Annotated in this window: 18 protein-coding genes and 1 pseudogene; 9 read left to right on the forward strand and 10 right to left on the reverse strand. The window is 66.0% G+C overall.

The genetic code is table 11. The features are described from left to right. The 3 genes and pseudogenes from JMF86_RS21090 to JMF86_RS21100 all read right to left on the reverse strand — a co-directional run. A pseudogene (locus JMF86_RS21090) lies at positions 1-268 on the reverse strand (amidase); the annotation flags it as partial. Between the two features lie 55 nt (positions 269-323). Next, the gene (locus JMF86_RS21095) at positions 324-1,382 is read right to left on the reverse strand and encodes a phenylacetaldoxime dehydratase family protein (RefSeq protein ID WP_011547795.1); all 1,059 of its coding nucleotides are present in this window, start codon (positions 1,380-1,382) and stop codon (positions 324-326) included. A gap of 96 nt (positions 1,383-1,478) precedes the next feature. Further along, positions 1,479-2,375: a transporter gene (locus JMF86_RS21100; RefSeq protein WP_011547796.1), complete on the reverse strand. Its 897-nt coding sequence runs from the start codon at positions 2,373-2,375 to the stop codon at positions 1,479-1,481. 512 nt (positions 2,376-2,887) lie between these two features. Here JMF86_RS21100 and nthA point away from each other — a divergent pair. From nthA to JMF86_RS21120, 4 genes are all read left to right on the forward strand, one after another. Beyond that, positions 2,888-3,487, forward strand: coding sequence for a nitrile hydratase subunit alpha (nthA, locus tag JMF86_RS21105; protein WP_011547797.1), 600 nt, complete (start codon positions 2,888-2,890; stop codon positions 3,485-3,487). 44 nt (positions 3,488-3,531) lie between these two features. After that, a complete protein-coding gene (nthB, locus tag JMF86_RS21110; RefSeq protein ID WP_011547798.1) occupies positions 3,532-4,185 on the forward strand; it encodes a nitrile hydratase subunit beta in 654 nt (217 codons plus the stop codon). After that, positions 4,182-5,444 (forward strand): GTP-binding protein, encoded by a 1,263-nt coding sequence (locus tag JMF86_RS21115; RefSeq protein WP_011547799.1) that lies wholly within the window; start codon positions 4,182-4,184, stop codon positions 5,442-5,444. Before nthB ends, JMF86_RS21115 begins: the two co-directional genes overlap by 4 nt. A gap of 187 nt (positions 5,445-5,631) precedes the next feature. Next, a complete protein-coding gene (locus tag JMF86_RS21120; RefSeq protein WP_006485658.1) occupies positions 5,632-6,219 on the forward strand; it encodes a LysE family translocator in 588 nt (195 codons plus the stop codon). A gap of 12 nt (positions 6,220-6,231) precedes the next feature. Here the strand turns inward: JMF86_RS21120 and JMF86_RS21125 are convergent, their stop codons facing one another. Both JMF86_RS21125 and JMF86_RS21130 read right to left on the reverse strand, forming a co-directional pair. Next, positions 6,232-7,077, reverse strand: coding sequence for an AraC family transcriptional regulator (locus JMF86_RS21125; RefSeq protein WP_011694723.1), 846 nt, complete (start codon positions 7,075-7,077; stop codon positions 6,232-6,234). Positions 7,078-7,331: 254 nt separating this feature from the next. Next, the gene (locus JMF86_RS21130) at positions 7,332-7,889 is read right to left on the reverse strand and encodes an inclusion body family protein (RefSeq protein WP_006479130.1); all 558 of its coding nucleotides are present in this window, start codon (positions 7,887-7,889) and stop codon (positions 7,332-7,334) included. A 355-nt stretch (positions 7,890-8,244) separates the two neighbouring features. Here JMF86_RS21130 and JMF86_RS21135 point away from each other — a divergent pair, with 355 nt between their 5' ends. From JMF86_RS21135 to JMF86_RS21145, 3 genes are all read left to right on the forward strand, one after another. Then, the gene (locus tag JMF86_RS21135) at positions 8,245-8,799 is read left to right on the forward strand and encodes an AidA/PixA family protein (protein WP_011547801.1); all 555 of its coding nucleotides are present in this window, start codon (positions 8,245-8,247) and stop codon (positions 8,797-8,799) included. A 118-nt stretch (positions 8,800-8,917) separates the two neighbouring features. Next, complete coding sequence (locus JMF86_RS21140) at positions 8,918-9,472, forward strand: inclusion body family protein (protein WP_011547802.1); 555 nt, start codon at positions 8,918-8,920, stop codon at positions 9,470-9,472. Positions 9,473-9,870: 398 nt separating this feature from the next. Further along, positions 9,871-10,665, forward strand: coding sequence for an SDR family NAD(P)-dependent oxidoreductase (locus JMF86_RS21145; RefSeq protein WP_011547803.1), 795 nt, complete (start codon positions 9,871-9,873; stop codon positions 10,663-10,665). A gap of 39 nt (positions 10,666-10,704) precedes the next feature. Here JMF86_RS21145 and JMF86_RS21150 read toward each other — a convergent pair whose 3' ends face one another. From JMF86_RS21150 to JMF86_RS21170, 5 genes are all read right to left on the reverse strand, one after another. Continuing rightward, a complete protein-coding gene (locus tag JMF86_RS21150; protein WP_034174823.1) occupies positions 10,705-11,079 on the reverse strand; it encodes a hypothetical protein in 375 nt (124 codons plus the stop codon). 221 nt (positions 11,080-11,300) lie between these two features. Further along, positions 11,301-12,371, reverse strand: a complete 1,071-nt coding sequence (locus tag JMF86_RS21155; protein WP_011694722.1) for an AI-2E family transporter — start codon at positions 12,369-12,371, stop codon at positions 11,301-11,303. A 137-nt stretch (positions 12,372-12,508) separates the two neighbouring features. After that, positions 12,509-13,618 carry an NADH:flavin oxidoreductase/NADH oxidase gene (locus tag JMF86_RS21160; protein ID WP_201317137.1) on the reverse strand — a complete coding sequence of 370 codons (1,110 nt, stop codon included), beginning with the start codon at positions 13,616-13,618 and terminating at the stop codon, positions 12,509-12,511. A 103-nt stretch (positions 13,619-13,721) separates the two neighbouring features. Next, the gene (locus JMF86_RS21165) at positions 13,722-14,408 is read right to left on the reverse strand and encodes a type 1 glutamine amidotransferase domain-containing protein (RefSeq protein WP_011547806.1); all 687 of its coding nucleotides are present in this window, start codon (positions 14,406-14,408) and stop codon (positions 13,722-13,724) included. Positions 14,409-14,763: 355 nt separating this feature from the next. Continuing rightward, positions 14,764-15,792 carry a substrate-binding domain-containing protein gene (locus JMF86_RS21170; protein ID WP_011547807.1) on the reverse strand — a complete coding sequence of 343 codons (1,029 nt, stop codon included), beginning with the start codon at positions 15,790-15,792 and terminating at the stop codon, positions 14,764-14,766. Between the two features lie 187 nt (positions 15,793-15,979). On the opposite strand from JMF86_RS21170, the gene JMF86_RS21175 reads away from it, so the two are divergent. Both JMF86_RS21175 and JMF86_RS21180 read left to right on the forward strand, forming a co-directional pair. Continuing rightward, positions 15,980-17,563, forward strand: a complete 1,584-nt coding sequence (locus tag JMF86_RS21175; RefSeq protein ID WP_201317138.1) for a glycoside hydrolase family 68 protein — start codon at positions 15,980-15,982, stop codon at positions 17,561-17,563. A gap of 175 nt (positions 17,564-17,738) precedes the next feature. Beyond that, entirely contained in the window at positions 17,739-19,376 is a 1,638-nt protein-coding gene (locus JMF86_RS21180; RefSeq protein ID WP_011694721.1) for a glycoside hydrolase family 32 protein, read from the forward strand. The last annotated feature ends 20 nt before the right edge of the window (positions 19,377-19,396 follow it).

The raw sequence follows: 19,396 nt of genomic DNA on the forward strand, positions 1-19,396 counted from the left end.
CGCGCAGCTTGCCGTCGGCGGCACCGTGGATCGTGCTCTTGCGCGCCCATGCGCCGTAGCGGTTCTCGTCGCCTTCCGGGCGGTAGCCGGGCGTGCGCGGATACGCGACGACGGGCAGATGGTCGGGCAGCGCGTCGATCACGTCGTACGCGTCGAAGTTCGCCTGCAGCGCATCGTCGTATTCGGCGAGTTGGCGGGCATCGACATGAAAGCCGAAGCCGGCTGCAATGTCGGACAGTTGTTCGCGGGTCGGGCGTTTGATGGCCATCGACGTTCTCCAGTTCGGTAAGCGGCGCCGCCAGCCTGGGCGGCGCCGGCGGGATTCAGCGCGCGATGGCGACGGCGTCGCGCATCAGTCCGGTGCGCGGATGGCAGTTCACGTATTCGTAGACCTGATGCTTTGCGTCGAAGACGGAAACTTCGTGATACAGCCGCAGTTTCGACAGCCCGGTCACGACGCGGAAGAACGTGACGAAGATCCGCAGGTGCGTCGGATGGGATTCGGCCCACCGCTCAAGGCGGTCGAGCGAGCGCCAGTGGCCGATGTTGTAACTCTCGTCGAGCAGGTTGCCGTCGAGATCGATCGAGCGCACGTAGCGGTTGCTGTAGCAGCCGACCTCCTTGCCGTTGTCGCGCAGGAACTCCATTCCGCTGCGCAACGTCGGCTCGATCTCCTCGAGATACAGTCGGCGCTCGTCGCTCTCCGCCGCGCGCCAGTCCTGACCGGACCGAATCAGCGCGATGTTGTCGTGTGCCAGTACGACCACACGGCCGCCGCGCGCCGGATCGCCGTCGACGATGCGCAACTCGCCGTTCGCGTTCATCCAGTCCGTCTGCGAGATCGGGAACCGGTCACGCATCGATCCCCAGTAGCCGTGCTCCTCGATCTCGCCGCTGACGCCGTCCATGATCGCGCCGACGCCGGGGAAATCGCTCGTAAATGCGTAAAGCGTCTCGAACTGCTCGGCGCGCGGCGCGACGATTTCCCGGAAGTAGCCGATCCCGTCCGCGAGGCGTGCGTCGGAGGCCCACCATTCGACGAGCGCCGGCGACGCGATCCAGCGCGCATACGCGGCCGGATCGCGCCAGTAGCCGACGGCAATCAGGTTCTCGTAGCCCTGATCGTCGGTGTGTTGCGTCAGGTCGAAGTTGTTCGGGCCGTCCTGCATACCGAAATCGGCGACGATCCGGCGCAACGCGGCCAGTGCCGCCGCGCGCTTGTCGGCGCCGCTGTATTGCACGCCGAAATAGCCCATCACGACCTGGTTCAGGTCTTCGGCGGCCCGGGCGACGTACATCGGGAACGGCGGCTGGTAATCGTCGGCGACGCGGCGCGACAGCGTCCGCGGGCAGATCAGGTGTTTGTCGATGGCGGATTCCATGCGTGACCTCTCTGGAAAGGGAATCGGGTGTCGAGGGTTCGACGTTGGGGGACACGGAGCGGCATGCACCGGCCATACCCTGGTGCATGCGGGTCGTCAGAAGATGTGCGCGTAACGCAGGCCGGCGAGCACGCTGTTCTTCGGACCGTTGCGCACGCTCAGGTCGGTGCCGAGCTGGATTTGCACCTGGTCGGCCTTCGTCACGAACTTCGCCGCGGTGATCCGCAGGCGCGTCGTACGCAGCGCGTCGTTGTTGTCCGCGCCGTCGACGCTCGTTTCACCGCCCCAGAGCTGGGTAATGCCGATGCCGAGCGACGTGCCTAGATCGGGCATGTAACGCACCATCGCCTGTGCGCTGTAGCTCATCCGCTGATGCAGCGTCGCACCGCTCGCGCCATACGACGTGTTGTTGCCGTACCAGATCGCGTCGCCGACGAGATCGAGTGCCCACTGCGGCGAAAAGTGCTTGACGTAGGCTGCCTGGAAATCGAGCGACCAGCGGTTGGCGCCGAGATTGAGGCCGCGGTTCTGGTCGTAACTCCCGGTCGGCGCGTAAACGTAGACCGTCGCGGCGACGACGTCCTTCGCTTCGTTCAGGCGGAATTTCAACGGCGCGGTCAGGATCACGTCGCCGACACCATTCGTACTGCCAAGCGCGCCGGCGTTACCGAAGCTGCTGATATGACCGAACGGCAGCAACACCTGCGGATCGATCGTGAGCCGGTCGGTGAGCTGGAACACATGCAGCAGGCGGGCGATGCCGACATTGGACTGCAGATCGAAATCCGACGTCCGGTGTCCATTCGCGTAGTACGCGTTCGTCGCCGAATAGTTGTAGTACAGCACGCCGATCGTCGCGCCGATCGGATACTGCTCGTAGTCGCCGGGATCGACCTCGACCGCGCCCGCGTAATGCGATGCGACGACCATCAGCGACAGGCCGATCCAGCGCGCGATCCGCTTCAGTTTCATTCTGTTGACGTTGTCCATCATGCTCCTCACCTGGATGCGCAGACACCGCCACGCTCGACGTACGACGAACGGGAACCGTTGCCGGACGGTGGAATCGCGGGGTGCTGGCTGACTGTTATTCCGCCGGTACTCGGAGAGCGCCGACGATTCGCGACACCGGACGGCCGTCGCTTGAGGGTGAGAATAGAAAGGCAAAATCCGCATTTCTGTTTTCCGGCGGAACAAGAAATTGGCTGTGGCGGACCTGCGCAGCCAGCGCCCCGCGGCGGTCGAGCAACGTGCGCGGGCTGCCCCAGTTTCATGCCGGACGCGCTGTCGACGCCGCGCATCGCCGTGCCTCCGGGTGCGCATCGGCGCCTGCCGCGCACCGGGGCCGTCTCGGCACAGTTTCCGATCCGTGCCGGCAAAGAACCGCGCTTTTTCTCTTCTTACCCTGCTCGTCGAGCGTGACCGACACGACACGCCTGCCCCCCGCCACGGCAGTCGCCACGCCGTGGCGGCGGTCGACCCGAACCACGACAAGGAGCCCCACGATGAACACGATTCCTTCCGAGGAAACCGTCTCGACGCCCGGCGAACGCGCCTGGGCGCTGTTTCGCGTGATGAAGGAGAAGAACCTGATTCCCGACGGCTATATCGACACGCTGACCGAGCTGATGTCCACGACCTGGGACCCGGCCAACGGCGCGCGCATCGTCGCGCGTGCGTGGGTCGACCCGGCATTTCGCGAACTTCTGCTGAAGGACGGCACGGCCGCCTGTGCGCAGTTCGGCTACACCGGCCCGCAGGGCGAATACATCGTCGCGCTCGAGGACACCCCGACGCTGAAGAACGTGATCGTCTGCAGCCTGTGCTCATGCACGAACTGGCCGGTGCTCGGGCTGCCGCCCGAGTGGTACAAGGGCTTCGAATATCGTGCGCGGCTCGTCCGCGAAGGGCGCACGGTGCTGCGGGAACTCGGCACCGACCTGCCCGACGACGTCGTCGTGAAGGTCTGGGATACGACTGCCGAAAGCCGCTATCTCGTGCTGCCCGTGCGGCCGGCCGGCAGCGAGCACATGACCGAGGAACAACTGCGCGCGCTCGTCACGAAGGACGTGCTGATCGGCGTTGCGCTGCCGCGCGCGCACTGACTCGCACCACGTTTCGCTCTCGACCTTCCTCTCGGAGATCACATATGGACGGCTTTCACGACCTCGGCGGATTCCAGGGTTTCGGCCCGGTGCCGCATACGATCAACAGCCTCGGCTACAAACCGGTCTTCAAGGAAGACTGGGAACATCTCGCGTACAGCCTGATGTTCGTCGGGGTGGACCAACTGAAAAAATTCAGCGTCGACGAGGTACGTCACGCAGTCGAACGCATCGACGTGCGCCAGCACGTCGGCACGCGCTACTACGAGCGCTACGTGATCGCGACCGCGACCTTGCTCGTCGAAACCGGCGTGCTCACGCAGGATGAACTCGACCGCGCGCTCGGTTCGCCTTTCCGGCTCGCGAACCCGCCGCGCTCCGCCGGCCGGGCGGCCCCGGCCGGGTCGACGCGGTTCGAGGTCGGCGATCGCGTCGTCGTTCGCGACGAATACGTCAGCGGACACATCCGCGCGCCGGGCTACGTTCGCGGCAAGACGGGCGTCGTGTTGCACCGGACGACCGAATCGTGGCCATTCCCGGACGCGATCGGCCACGGCGACACCGGCGCCGCGCATCAGCCGACCTATCATGTGGAGTTCCGCGTGAAGGATCTGTGGGGCGACGCCGCCGACGACGGCTATGTCGTGGTCGACCTGTTCGAGGGCTACCTGGATCGCGCGTCCGGGCAGAGCGCATGACGACGCCGGCCAATCGACACTTGCCGGCCGCCCCGGCGCCGAGGATTCCGGTCACCGTGCTGTCCGGCTTCCTCGGCGCCGGGAAGACGACGTTGCTGAACCACATCCTGCGCAATCGCGCCGGCCTGAAGGTCGCCGTGATCGTCAACGACATGAGCGAGGTCAACGTCGACGCCGACGACGTGCGGCGCAACGTCGAGCTGCATCGAGGCGAGGACGAACTGGTCGAAATGACCAACGGTTGTATCTGCTGCACGCTGCGCGCCGATTTGCTCGAGCAGATCAGCACGCTGGCGCGGCAGCGTCGCTTCGATTACCTGCTGATCGAGTCGACGGGCATCTCGGAGCCGATGCCCGTCGCGGAGACGTTCGCGTTTCTCGACCGGGACGGTTTCAGCCTCAGCGAACTCGCGCGGCTGGACACGCTCGTCACGGTGGTCAACGGCGAGACGTTCGAGGACATGATCGCGTCGGCCGAACCCGTCACGCACGACGCCCCGCCCGCGAACGGCGGCGATGCCGGTCCGCCGCGCACGCTGTCGGACCTGCTGATCGAACAAGTCGAATATGCGAACGTGATCCTCGTGAGCCGACTCGACCGGATCGGCCACGCGGGTTTCGAGCGGCTGCGCGCCATTCTGGCCTCACTGAATCCGTCCGCGCGAATCCTGCCGATGCAGCACGGCAAGGTCGATCCGTCGGACGTCCTCGATACGCGGCGCTTCGATCTGCCGGCGCTCGTCGAATCGCCGGGATGGATGCAACGCATGCAGGCCGACGAACGCCCGTCGGAATCGGATGCGTACGGGGTCGCGTCGTGGGTCTATCGCGAACGTGCGCCGTTTCATCCGGCGCGCCTGCTCGCGTGGCTGCGGCGCCCCTGGACCAACGGCCGACTGCTTCGCTGCAAGGGCTATGTGTGGGCCGCGCACCGATATGCGGAAACCGCCATGCTCGTGCAGGCCGGCGACACGTTCCAGTGGGGCTACGTTGGCCGATGGTGGCGGTTTACGCCACCGTCGGACTGGCCACACGACGACTATCGTCGCGAGGGCGTGCTGAAGAAATGGGAGGAGCCGGCAGGTGATTGCCGGCAGGAAATCGTGTTCATCGGGCAGTCGATCGATCACGTCCGGTTGCGTCGCGAACTCGATGCGTGCCTGCTGACGGTCGAAGAAATCGACGCAGGCCCGGAGTCGTGGCGCCAGCTTCCGGAAGCCGACGCGTTCGACGCGCTCGCGACGCCCGCCCATCCGTGAAATGAGACTCGATGGCTTCGGCGGCCACGCCTGCGTCCTGTCGCTTTCGGTCGGCTCGTGAGCGCTGCGCCGGATTCAGCGTGACGTGAATCCCGACAGCGCCGCCGAGGGCAGTTTTCTTCAATACGGGCCGGCGCCGCGCCCGTAGTCTCGATGCGACTTTCGACATGTCGCATGGAGACACCTGATGAGCATGCTGGTTTCGATGGCCGCGTTCGCGCTCGCCTCGTCGATCACCCCCGGTCCCGTCAACATCGTCGCGCTCAGCGCGGGCGCCCGCCACGGCCTCGGCGCGAGCCTGCGCTACGCGGCGGGCGCGACGCTCGGCTTCGTCGCGCTGTTCCTGCTGATCGGGCTCGGCCTGCACGCGGCGCTCGCGCGCTGGCCCGTGCTGACGACGGCCACGCAGTGGTCGGGGATCGCGTTTCTGCTGTATATGGCGCTGCGACTCGCGCTCGACGACGGCCGGCTGTCGGCCGATCCCCACGTGGCCGGCCCGTCGGCGGCGTCCGGCGCGGCGATGCAGTGGCTCAATCCGAAGGCGTGGCTCGCGTGCGTGGCCGCGATGGGCGCGTATGCGGCCGATGGCGATCGCGCGCAGGTCTGGCAGTTCGCCGCGCTGTATCTGGTGATCTGCTTCGCGTCGATCGCATGCTGGGGCTATGCGGGCGCGTCGCTGCGGCACCGGCTCGCGAACGCGCGGCGCATGCGCGTGTTCAACCGGCTGATGGCGCTGCTGCTCGCGGGCAGCGCGCTGTTTCTGCTCGACGTGTAGCCGTCGTGGCGGTCAGCGCATCGCGCTGCGGTACTGCCCGGGCGTCGCGGCCGCGATCCGCCGGAACGCGCGCTGGAAATGCGCCTGGTCCGCAAAGCCGGCGTCGAGCGCGACTTCGGCGATCGGCCTGCCACGCCGCAATTCGGTGCGGCCGTACTGCACGCGCCGATCGATCAGGAATGCATGCGGCGTCATCCCGTAACGCGCATTGAATGCGCGGATCAGGTACGACGGCGACAGGTCGGCCGCCGCGCAGATCGCATCGAGCGTGACGGCCTCGCGGCAATGGGCGGCGATGTAGTCGGCCGCGCGCGCAAGCTTTGCGTTGTCGTCTCCCGGCCGCGCATCGGGTAGTTCGCGGTCGAGCGCGCCGTGCAGCGCCGTGAAGAATTCGACCGCCGCACTCTCCTTGCCGAGCGCATCGATGCCGGGCGACACGAGCGTGCGGTAGAAGCCGCCAAATCGCGCGAACAGATCGCCGCGCTCGGTCAACTTCGGCGAAAACCCGTGAAAATCGCGGTTCGGATCGCCGCCCAGCGAATGTTGCAGCCGCGCGAGCCACGGCACGTCGACATAGACCATCCGGTACGCCCATGCATCGGGGCCGTACGGGTTGCACGCGTGCACCTGCTCCGGGTCGATGATCACCAGCACGCCGCGCCCGACGTGCGCGTTCGTCGCGCCGTTCACGTACGTGCTCGTGCCGCCGACGATCGCGCCCACCGAAAACGTGTCGTGCGTGTGCTTCGCGTAGCAGATCGCGCGCCCGTCGTCGACGGTGCGCGCCTCGATGAACGGCAGCGCGGTATCGCGCCAGAACGGCGACGGTACGGCGGATCGGTTGGCGGTACGGCTCACGCGGTGGGCTCCGGGTTCGAACGACGAACGCTCACCGTACAAGACTGTGTGGCGCCGCGCAACCGGATCGCGCTGCTTCGCCGCTGCGCAGAACGGTGGTGCCCACGGACATGATCGTGGGCACCACCCTGCGCCGCCGACTTCCCGCACGAGGTGCGGAGGATGACGCGCTTACGCTGAAACAGCGCCCGCCCTGCACCTCTGCTTGCACACGCGTTTCCGCATGCTCGGGCGCTGAAACCGACAGCAGCGGGTCAGGCCGGAACGATGATCTTCGGGTCCCACCAGTAGTAGCCGAACAGTTCCTGGTTCTGCCCGCCGACGAGCTTGTAAAGCGCGAAGCACACGCCGAAATATTCCGTCCCGCTTCGCCGGACCGACGAGTCGAAAGTCGCGAACGTGAGTTGCTTCTTCAGCGGCGGGAGGCCATTGCGGGTCCCCGAATCCGGGTTGGGTTCCACCGCGCCATTGCGGACGACCGTGTTGCAGACGAACGGGTTGAATACCTCGTCGCCTTGATAGCGCGGGATGTTGTAGATGATCACGGCATCGTCGGAGTTGTCGTAGATCGACACGCCGGTGAACTGGACGCGGTCACCCGGGTAGGCGGTGATTTCCAGGTCGGCCGTACCCTGCCCCTTGACGCCACGCGCACCGGTGCAGATCAGGAACTGGCCATTGTGGGCGATGCCCGTCGGCGCGGCCTGATTCTGGCTCGGGTTCGGATACGTCTTCTTGACCCATTCCGTATCGATCACCGCGATGATGTTGATGTCCTGCGCGCTTGATGCAAGCGTGATTTCGGAAGCCATGGTTAATCTCCATTCACTAAGCGTTATGAATTTGAGTCCGACGACACGTCATTAGCGCGTCAAGGACAATATCAATTCATTCACCCACCAAAATCAATTACAACCGATTACGCGGTGACGAGCGCTTGACCTCGCATACAACAACCTGTAATTCAGACCCGGAAAATCAATAAAAATCAATTACAGTCGATTACACGCCCCCCTCCCGATCTAAAAAATTAATTCTCCCCAAAATAAATTCCCCATCAAACCTGACAGGTACTAAAACAAATATAAATGGACAATACTGACGAAGCGCATCGCCGATGCGCCACGCGCACCGAACGGGCAATTAGCCTGTCATGGAGGCATTCAAATGAAAGTCGATCCGAATATCATCAACCTGGAAAAAGTCGCTCAGTCCATTCAAATTCTTGCCGTTATCGACACGGATTACATAAAGAAGAGTTACCCCAATCCGAGCCTGAACGCGCAAAATCCGACCGGCATCGCCAGCACTGCGTTGTTCATGCTCAACGGCCACACGCCCGGCGTGAGCAGTTCGGAAGGAACCGGTAATCTGGGCCTGAAATTGAATGTTGGCGACAAGGTATCCCTGATGGGGACGTCGCTATCCGACAATTCGGGAGACGCTGCGCTGATTTACCACGTCCAGCAATACTCGGGCGCTCAGGTGTTCGGTCCGTTTACCGCGGTGACCATCGAACAGGCTGGCGCGGCGAGCGCTGCCGAGACGCCCGACATCATTGCGACCTCGGCGCAATCCCAGGTCTTCCAGGCATTCGAATCCGTCGCAAAATCGTCCGGGTCCGAGTACCTCGCAACGTCTTTTGCGCTGTATACGCGGAGCCAAAACAGGAAATCCTTGTTCGGCTACTTCTTCTGGGTCTGGCAAGCCTCCGCGGCTTGAAGCGAGCCCCCAACAACTCGCTCCGATGCGATACGGAGCGATTCAAGCCGGCAGGTTTTACGCGGCGCCCCACAGGGTGCCGCACCTTTTCCGCGTTAAACCAGAATGGAGCACCCGTATGACAGCCGATCCTGGAAGCCTCACTCGCGACACGACCGCGCAGCAAATCGACATCCTCGCCGTCATCGACACGGAATATATCAAGCTGAGGTACCCGCATCCGAGCAAGCAGCCCGAGTTACCGATCGCCGTCGATCATCGCGCCGTGCGCCTGCTTTACACCGGCGCGCGCGGCGCGTCGATCGGAAATGGCCCGGCGGACCCCGTTCTGACGCTGTATCCCGGCGACACGGTTTCACTCCGAGCGATCTCCCTCTATGAAAACGCGGAAGACGCGGTGCTGATTTATCAGGTTTCGCACCTGTTCGGCCAGCAAGTTTTCAATCCGTTTTCGCAGGACTTCCTCGACGTGAACGCCGTGCAACTGAACCCCGAAACGCGCGACGGCCTGCCGCCGCTGACGCAGCCGCAAACGTTCGTCAGCATCGGCGCCAAGGCGAGAGAGAGCGGGATCGAAACGCTTGGCGCCTGCTTCGGGCTCTATACGCTGGAAAGAAGCACCCAGGAGTTGTTGGGATACTACTGGTGGGACTGGTTCGTCACGTGTTCGTGATCTTCGCGTTTCATCGCTGACGATTCGCCCGTTCTGCGAGCGTGGGTCGCGAGAAGGCCAGCGGCATGCACGATATCCGCCAGGATCGGTTGTTGCGCCGATCCTGGCGGCCCGGATATCGACGGGTTGCCATCGCAGCCGGCGAATACGTCATCGGTTCGGTATCTCGCGGGTAAAGCACGCGCGGGATACCAATTTCGCGCCCGCTCGCCCCGAACCGACAGGAATCTCGCGCGTCCGCCATACCCGGCAGCACGTCACTTCGCCCCCCGGAATTCCCGCGTGACCGCTGCCGACGCGCTCGCGACATGGCCTATTGAGCGGAATTTGCCTAAGCTTTGAATTCCGTCCGCCGCGGCACGCGCGGCGACCCTCGTTCACTCTTCCCCGTCACGCTCATGCAGATCGATCTGAAAGGCAAGACCGCGGTCGTCACCGCTTCCACCGCCGGCATCGGGCTCGCGATCGCCGAAGGGCTCGCGCGAGCCGGCGCGCACGTCGTCGTCAACGGCCGCAGCGACCCGTCGGTGCAATCCGCGCTCGAGAAACTGCGCGACACCGTGCCCGGCGCAAGCTTCGACGGCGTCGCCGCCGACCTGTCCGACGCGGCCGGCGTCGCGCGCGTCACGCAGCACACGCCGAATGCCGACATTCTCGTCAACAACGCGGGCATCTACGGCCTGAAGGCGTTCTTCGACATCGACGACGCCGAATGGGAACATTATTTCCAGATCAACGTGATGTCCGGCGTGCGGCTCGCACGGCATTACCTGAAAGGGATGATCGAACGCAATGCCGGGCGCATCGTGTTCATTTCGTCGGAATCGGGCCTGAACATCCCCGTCGACATGATTCATTACGGGTTCACGAAAACCGCGCAGTTGTCGATCGCGCGCGGCCTCGCGAAGCTCGCGGCCGGCACCCATGTGACCGTCAATTCGGTGCTGCCGGGGCCGACGATGTCGGAAGGCGTGCGCGAGATGCTGAAGGCGCAGGCCGACGAAACGGGCCGCAGCATCGACGACATTGCAGTGGAATTCGTGCGCAGCGAGCGCGCCAGCTCGATCATCCAGCGGCCGGCGACGACGGAGGAAGTCGCGAACCTGGTCGTGTACGTGTGCTCGCCGCAGGCATCGGCCACGACCGGCGCGGCGTTGCGCGTCGACGGCGGTGTAGTCGACACGATAGCGTGACGGCAGTATGACGCGCTCGCGCGGCGCGTGGCCGCCGCCCTATCGCGACGCGCTCTTGCCCTGCTGGAGCGTGCCCTTGCGGTCGGCGTCCATGCACGAATCGAAGCCGTGCTGCGTGACGACGCCGGCCTTGTCGAACACGACGAAGAAAGCACGATGATCGTTGCCGTGCTCGATGAAGTAGTTGTAGCAGACGCCGCTGCCGTTGCGGACCATCCAGACGCTGCGCGGGTTGCCGGCGGCGCGGACGACGTCGGCGCGCGTCGCGCCGTGCCGCGACGCGGCCCGTGCAAGCGGCGTGCGCGAATACGAAAACGGCAGCCACGAGTCGAACCACGCACAGCCGTGCAACATCAGGCAACTGGCGGCCAGGGACAGCGTCGCTGCGGGACGGGCCATCGGAATCAATCGCATGCTCGGGAAATCTGCTGCGCCTACCGGCGTGATCGAAAGCCCCATGCTACTCGACCTTTGGGTCCGGATCGAAAAGAAATGTAGAGATCTTCATCCGAATCCCTGCGTTTGCACGCATCCGCACCGGCCGAATCGTCAGCGATCGTTGCAGCCGGCCTTCGCATGCGCGGCCCGCCGCGCCGTTGCAGCGCGACGTCGAACCGGTGCGGCGGCATGCGCGCTCAAGCGATCCATTCGGCCCACAGCATCGTGAGCACCGTCATCAGCGCCGGGCCGACGAACAGCCCGATCAGGCCGAACGTCTCGGCGCCGCCGAGGATGCCGAACAGCACGAGCAGGAACGGCAGCCGTGTCGAACCGCCGATCAGCACCGGCCGCACGAAATGCTCGGCGACGAACACGACGATGAACCCGAGCGCCGCGACCACGACGGCCCACATGGTCGCCCCCTGCACGAACAGCCAGAGCGCCGCGCCGCAGAACACGACCGGCGCGCAGAACGGCAGCATCGCGGCGACCGCCGTGACGAGGCCGAGCAGCGCCGCATGTGGAACGCCCGCGAGCGCGTAGGCGACGCCGAGCAGCGCGCCCTCGCCGAGCCCGACGACGACGAGCCCCGTCACCGTGCCGTACACGGCCGCGACCATCCGCTCGATCAGTTCCGCGCCGTTGCGCCCGAACGCGCGCCGCGCGCCCTGCAACAACGCACCCGACAGCTTGTGGCCGGCACGCAGGATCACGAACAGCGTGACGAGCATGAAACCGAATTCGAGCAGCACGTGCGCGAGCTTCGTGCCGAATTGCCGCCCGAACGCGATGAATTTCTCGCCGTTGACGCCGTGCATCGCGGTGGCCGCATGCAGCGGATGGCCGAGATTGGCCTGCCACCATTCGGTGATCTGCGCCGCGCCGTACGGCAACCGGCTGACCACGTCCGGCAGCGGAATGCCGTTGTCCTGGACCGTGTGCAGCCATTCGCGCAGGTCATGCGCCTGCGCGAACGCCTGGGTCGTCGCGACGGCCACCGGCAGCACCACGAGCAGCGAAATCGCCGCCGTGATGACAGTGGCGATCAGCGTCGGCCGGCTGCGGAACAACCGGTGCGATTCGAAGCGTTTCAGCAGCGGCCACATCGCGATGGCGATCACGCAGGCCCAGGCGATGGCGGGAATGAAGTCGCGGATCACCCACAGCGCGAGCAACAGCAGCGCCGCATACAGCGCGACGCGGGCGATCTGCTGGACGCGCGGCCGCGCGGCGGAATCGTGAGACGACGGGACATGTGCGCCCATGGCACCTCTGTCGAAATGAAAAAAAGGCGGTTCGCCCAGGCAATCGGCCTGGACGAACCGCCATTCTATCCATCGGCGCCGGATCGGCGGCACGCGGGATGCGCGCACCGCCGCGGCGCTGCATCGACACGCCCCGCTTACGCCGCCTTGTCGGCGACCCGGTAGCGCTCGAGCCAGTGCGCGTACGGCGCGGGCAGCGTCCACGACGGACGCTCGACGCCGAGCTGCTTGGCCGCGTAGTACGGCCAGTGCGGATCGGCCAGGTGCGCGCGGCCGACCATCACGAGATCGAGCTGCGCTTGCTCGACCACGCGGTTCGCCAGTTGCGGCGTGTCGATTCCCCACGCGGACGATACCGGCAGCCCGGCCTCGCGGCGCACGCGTTCGGCGATCGGCGCGAGGAATGCCGGGCCCCACGGAATCTGCGCGGTCGGCGTCGAGAAGCCGACCGATACGCTCAGCATGTCGAGCCCTTCCCGCTTCATCCGCTGCGTGAGCGCGATCGACTCGGCGAGCGTCTCTTCGTCGCGGCCGTCGTATTCGATCACGCCGAGGCGCGCGGTCAGCGGCAGATGCTCGGGCCAGACCTTGCGAACGGCCGCGAGCGTATCGACGAGGAAGCGGCCGCGGTTGTCAGCCGAACCGCCGTATTCATCGGTGCGCTGGTTCGAATGCACCGAGAAGAAGCTCTGGCCGAGATAGCCGTGCGCGAAGTGCAGTTCCAGCCATTCGAAACCGAGGTCGCGCGCACGCTGCGCCGATGCGACGAAGTCGGCCTGCACACGGGCGATGTCGTCGTGCGTCATTTCACGCGGCACCTTCGGCAGGTGCGCGCCGAACGGCACGGCCGACGGCGCGATGGTCTGCCAGCCGCGCGGATCGCCGTCGGCGATATGGTCGTCGCCTTCCCACGGGCGATTCGCGCTCGCCTTGCGACCCGCGTGCGCGAGCTGGATGCCGGGCACCGCGCCGGCCGCCTTGATCGCCGCGACCGACGGCGCGAATGCCTCGGCCTGCGCGTCGTTCCACAACCCGGCGCAGCCCGGCGTGATGCGGCCTTCCGGCGACACGGCCGTCGCCTCCGCGATCACGAGGCCCGCGCCGCCGCGCGCGATGCTGGCCAGATGCACGTGATGCCAGTCGTTGACGACGCCCTCTTCGGCGACGTACTGGCACATCAGCGGCACCGCGATGCGGTTGCGCAGCGTGACATCCTTGAGTTTGAACGGTTCGAACAGGGCAGACATCCACGACTCCTTTGCTTGGTTCTGCAAAACGGCTGGAAATGCGCCATGCGGTGCGCACGACGCAGCGATGCGGGCCATCGGCGGGCCGGCCGGCGCCATGCTTTCAGCGGTGACCGAGCTTCGCGAGCAGCGCCTCGGCCGCGGGCGCCGACGACGCGGGGTTCTGCCCGGTGATCAGCAGCCCGTCGGTGACGACATGCGGCGCCCAGTCGGCGCTGCGCTCGAATTCCGCGCCGTTGGTCTTCAGCATGTCCTCGACGAGGAACGGCACGACTTCGGTCAGCTCGACGGCCGCTTCCTCGCTGTTGGTGAACCCCGTCGCGCGCTTGCCGCGCACGACCGACTCGCCGGTCTGCGGGTTCTTCACGTGGCGCAGCACACCCGGCGCGTGGCACACCGCCGCGACCGGCTTGCCGGCCGCGAGCGCGCGCTCGATCAGGCCGATCGAATGCAGATCCTCGGCGAGATCCCACAACGGGCCGTGGCCGCCTGGGTAGAACACCGCGTCGTAGTCGTCCACCGACACATCGGCCAGCTTGCGCGTCGACGCGAGTTCGGCCTTGGCCGCGGCATCGGCGTCGAAACGGCGCGTCGCGTCGGTCTGGGCCGTCGGGTCGCTGCTTTTCGGATCGAGCGGCGGCTGGCCGCCCTTCGGCGACGCGAGCGTCAGCTCGATGCCCGCATCCTTGAACGTGTAGTACGGCGCGGCCAGTTCCTCGAGCCAGAAGCCGGTTTTCTTGCCGGTGTCGCCGAGCGTGTCGTGCGAGGTCAGGACAACCAGGATCTTCATGATCGGACACTCCTTCGAAAATGAACGGGGAAACGGGGCCGCACGTCGGCGTGCCACGCCTGTCGGTTAGTCAGTCGGCGCGCGGCAACGTGCGATTCATTCATCCGCATGCGATATATGCCTATTAGACCAGTCGTCTAGACGCGGCCGAAATAAAACGACGACATCTCGCTGCTTGAATCTGCCTGAGGCGTCGCCGCATTCACAAGCACGGATGATAGCCTCGGATTAGACCGGTCGTCTAGAAGAACGCGTATTCGCCCCTGCCATCGTCATGGCCTTTGCGACGGGGGCGCCGTTCAGCAACGGCCGCCGTCGCTTGCCCGCCCGCCGTCGCCTCGCCGCTGGGTGCGGGCTACCCGCGCAACGGACCGTCCGTGTCGCCCGCCTCGATGGCCGGCGCTTCGAGCCGTTGATCGCACACGCCATCGTCCAGCAGCCGCAGCATCAGTTCCGCGAGCGCACGCCCCGACGCGTGGCCGGTCGGCTGCACGACCGCCGTGACGCGATACGGGTGCGCGATATCGGCCGGCACGCCGTCATAGACGATCAGCGACAGGTCCGTCCCCAGGCGCAGCCCGTTGTCGACCAGCACGCGAAACGCGCCGCTGCCCGCGATGTTGTTGTCGACCAGCAGCGCGGTCGGCGGCTCGGCGCGCGCGAGCAACGCCCGCGCCGCCTGCTGCCCGCCGTCGGGCGTGAACGGGCATTCCACGAGCAGCGCCGGATCGGCGTCGATACCGGCTTCGCGCAAGGCCGACAGATAACCGGCACGCCGCTGCGCGGCGAAATTCAGCGTCAGCGGCGCGCTGATCATCGCGATGCGCCGATGCCCGAAGCCGATCAGCCGGCGCACCGCGTCGCGCGCGCCCGCCTCGTTGTCGAAGTCGAACCACGCGTACGGGCCGGCGGCCTGCGTGCGACCGTACGCGACATACGGAAACGCGCTCGCTTGCAGGTACGCGATCCGCGGATCGTCGACCCGCGTGCGCGCGACGATCAACCCGTCGACGAGCTTGCCGTCGACGATCCGCCGATAGGTGTCCAGTTCCGCGTTCGGTCGCGCGGACGCGATGATGAAATCGAGATTGCGCTCGGCGAGCCGCTCGGTGATGCCCGCGACGACCTCGGCGAACCGCGGATCGCCGAGATCGCCGGCGCCGAACGGATACACGATCCCTATCATGTCGGCCCGTCCGGTCGCGAGCCGGCGCGCGGTCGGATCGGCCACGTACCCCATTTCCCGCGCGGCCTTCGCCACGCGTTCGCGCGTCGCCTCGCTCACGTCGTCGTAACCGTTCAACGCGCGGCTGACCGTCGTCCGCGACAGGCCGAGCGCGTCCGACAGCGCCTTCAGATTCACCTTCACCGTCACTCCTCGCATGCGTCGATCCGCCCGGCTGCCCGAATCCCGGGACGCGCCGACCGGGTAATTATTTCCAATTGGTAACGATTACCGTCAAATAAATATCTTTTGCGTTCCAAACCGGTTTGAAATAGCATCCAAACCGGTTTGGACATCGATGCCCACTCAGCCGTTCACTTTCACCTTTCCAGGAAACAACGACGAGATGACATACTTTCCCCTTTTCCGTCCGGTCGCGGCCAAACGTTTGCTGCTCGCTGGCGGCGCACTCGCCGCCTTCGCGTCCGTCGCGCACGCGCAGTCCAGCGGCACGGGCGCGCCCGTGCCCACGCCCCATACCCAGCAAGCCTACGATCCCGAAGGCAACTTCACGATGCGCTGGACGCGGGCGGACATCCGCCAGATCGTCGCGCAATCGCACACCGCGGGCGCCGACAAGAATTCGCTGCCGCAAGCGCTGACGATGCTGGACATCCCGCAGGATTTCCCGCTGATCAACTCGAACGTGTGGGTGTGGGACACGTGGCCGCTGGCTGACCTGCGCGCGAACCAGCTCAGCTACAAGGGCTGGGAGGTGATCTTCTCGCTCACCGCCGATCCGCACGCGGGCTACACGTTCGACGACCGTCACGTCCACGCCCGCATCGGCTTCTTCTATCGCCGCGCCGGCATCCCCGCATCGCAGCGCCCCGCGAACGGCGGCTGGACCTGGGGCGGCCACCTGTTCCCCGACGGCGCGAGCGCCCGGGTGTTCGGCACCGCGCCGATGACCAACAACGCCGAATGGTCGGGCTCCGCGCGCCTGACGAACGGCAGCAACGTCAGCCTCTACTACACCGCGACGTCGTTCAACCGCTCGGCGCCCGGCGGCGCCGACATCACGCCGCCGCAGGCGATCATCACGCGCGCCGACGGCAACATCCACGCCGACGACAAGCACGTGTGGTTCACCGGCTTCGACGATCACAAGGCGCTGCTGCAGCCGGACGGCAACTACTACCAGACCGGCCAGCAGAACACCTACTTCTCGTTCCGCGATCCGTTCGTGTTCACCGATCCCGCGCATCCGGGCAAGACCTACATGGTGTTCGAAGGCAACACCGGCGGCCCGCGCGGCTCGCGCACCTGCACCGAGGCCGATCTCGGCTACGCGCCGAACGATCCGAACCGCGAAGATCTCAACGCGGTGATGAATTCGGGCGCAGTGTATCAAAAGGCCAACGTCGGCCTGGCGGTCGCGACGAACCCGCAACTGACCGCGTGGAAGTTCCTGCCGCCGATCCTGTCGGCGAACTGCGTCGACGACCAGACCGAGCGCCCGCAGATCTACCTGAAGGACGGCAAGTACTACCTGTTCACGATCAGCCACCGCACGACGATGGCGGCCGGCGTCGACGGCCCGGACGGCGTGTACGGCTTCGTCGGCAACGGCATCCGCAGCGACTTCCTGCCGCTGAACGGCGGCAGCGGCCTCGTGCTCGGCAACCCGACCGACTTCTCCGCACCGGCCGGCGCGCCGTACTCGCAGGACCCGAACCAGAATCCGCGCGAATTCCAGTCGTATTCGCACTACGTGATGCCGGGCGGGCTCGTCGAGTCGTTCATCGATGCGATCGGCCCGCGCCGCGGCGGCACGCTCGCGCCCACGGTGAAGGTGAACATCAACGGCACGTCGACCGCGGTCGACCGCACGTATGGACGCGGCGGCCTCGGCGGCTACGGCGACATCCCGGCGAACCTGCCGGCGACGGGGGCCGGCCACAACGACGGCAACGGCCAGGGCAACTAGGAAACCCCGAATAACCATCGTCGATAAAGGCACGAGGTTCAGGAGGTGCGTATCGCGCGTGTCGCGTGTGCGCCTCCTCTTTTTCTTTCGACTTTTCCTTTGACCGTTGCGCAGGCCGTCGTTGCAAACGGCCTGCGCCCTTTCCCGCTTCGCCCGACGAAGCGCCTGGTCCCGCATGAATTCGACGTCTTTCCGCTTTTTCGTCCGGCTCGTCCGGCTGCTGTTCGCCTGCGTGGCCTGCACGCAGGCCGTGGCCGCTCCGTGCCACGCGCCGCCCGACAACGGCACGCCGCAATGGCGGCCCGCCCTCCACTACACGCCGCAACGCAACTGGATGAACGACCCGAACGGGCTCGTCTACGCGAACGGCCGCTATCACCTGTTCTATCAGTACAACCCGCTCGGCAACGACTGGGGCAACATGTCGTGGGGGCACGCGACCAGCACCGATCTCGTTCACTGGCGCGAGCAGCCGGTCGCGATGCGCGCGAACGCCACCGAGGAAATCTTCTCGGGCTCGATCGTCGCCGACACCCTGAACACGTCCGGCCTCGGCACGCCGGGCCACACGCCGCTCGTCGCGCTTTATACGAGCGTCTACAAGCCCGGCTCGGGTCACGCGCCCGGCATCCAGGCGCAGTCGCTCGCGTACAGCCTCGATCAGGGCACGACCTGGCAGCCATATGCGCACAACCCGGTGCTGACGCTCGATCCGGAATCGAAGGAATTTCGTGATCCGAAAGTGTCGTGGTACGCGGCGGGCGGCTACTGGTTGATGACGACGGTCGTTGCCGACGCGCACGTCGTGAAGCTCTATCGCTCCGACGACCTGATCCACTGGTCGTTCCTGAGCGACTTCACGCTGCCGGACGTGCCGCATGCGGGCGCGCTGTGGGAAATGCCGGACCTCATACCGTTGCCGCTCGACGGCGATCCCCGCCGCATCAAGTGGGTGATGATCGTCAACGTGAATCCGTGGTCGATCGCGGGCGGTTCCGGCGCGATGTACTTCGTCGGCAACTTCGACGGCCGCACGTTCGTGCCCGACCGCGTCGCACCCGCCGGTTCGGACCCCGCGCAATTCCACTGGGTCGACCACGGCGCCGATTTTTACGCGGCCGGCACGTTCTCCGGCGCACCGGGCGCCCGGCCGGTCGCGATCGCATGGATGAGCAACTGGGATTACGCGGCCAAGGTGCCGACCACCCCATGGCGTGGCGCGACCACGCTGCCGCGCGAACTGGCGCTGAAGACGATCGACGGCGAGCCGACCCTCATCGTCGTGCCGGCCGCCGCCTTCGACGCGTGGGCCGACGGCCGGCCCGCCGTGCATGAAGGCGACCTGACGGTCGACTCCGCCACCCGCGCGCTGTCGGCCGCGACGCGCGGCGTCGTCCAGCGCATCACGGTGACGATCTCGCCGCAGCGTGCCGCGCGCGCGGGCCTGATCGTCCGGCGCTCGACCGACGGCTCGATCGGCACCCGGATCGTGTACGACACGGCGAAGCGCACGCTGACGCTCGACCGCTCGCAATCCGGCGAAGCGAATTTCGCCAGCACGTTCAGCCGCGAGCACATCGTCGATCTGCCGCTCGAACACGGGCAACTGCGGCTCGAAATCGTCGTCGATCGCGGCTCGGTCGAAGTGTTCGCGAACGGCGGTCGCGTCGCGCTGACGGACCTGATCTTTCCGCCGCTCGACGCGGATCGCGTGGCCGTGTTCGCCGAGCAAGGCCGCGCGACGTTCGCAGGGTTGACGGTGACGCAGTTGAAAACCGGCGACGACACGCGCGGTGCTTGTGCGCCACGATAGGTGCAGGTGACGGGGCCCGC

Source organism: Burkholderia sp. E168m15 (assembly GCF_016586105.1).
In the GTDB taxonomy this organism is placed as follows: Bacteria; Pseudomonadota; Gammaproteobacteria; order Burkholderiales; family Burkholderiaceae; genus Burkholderia; species Burkholderia orbicola.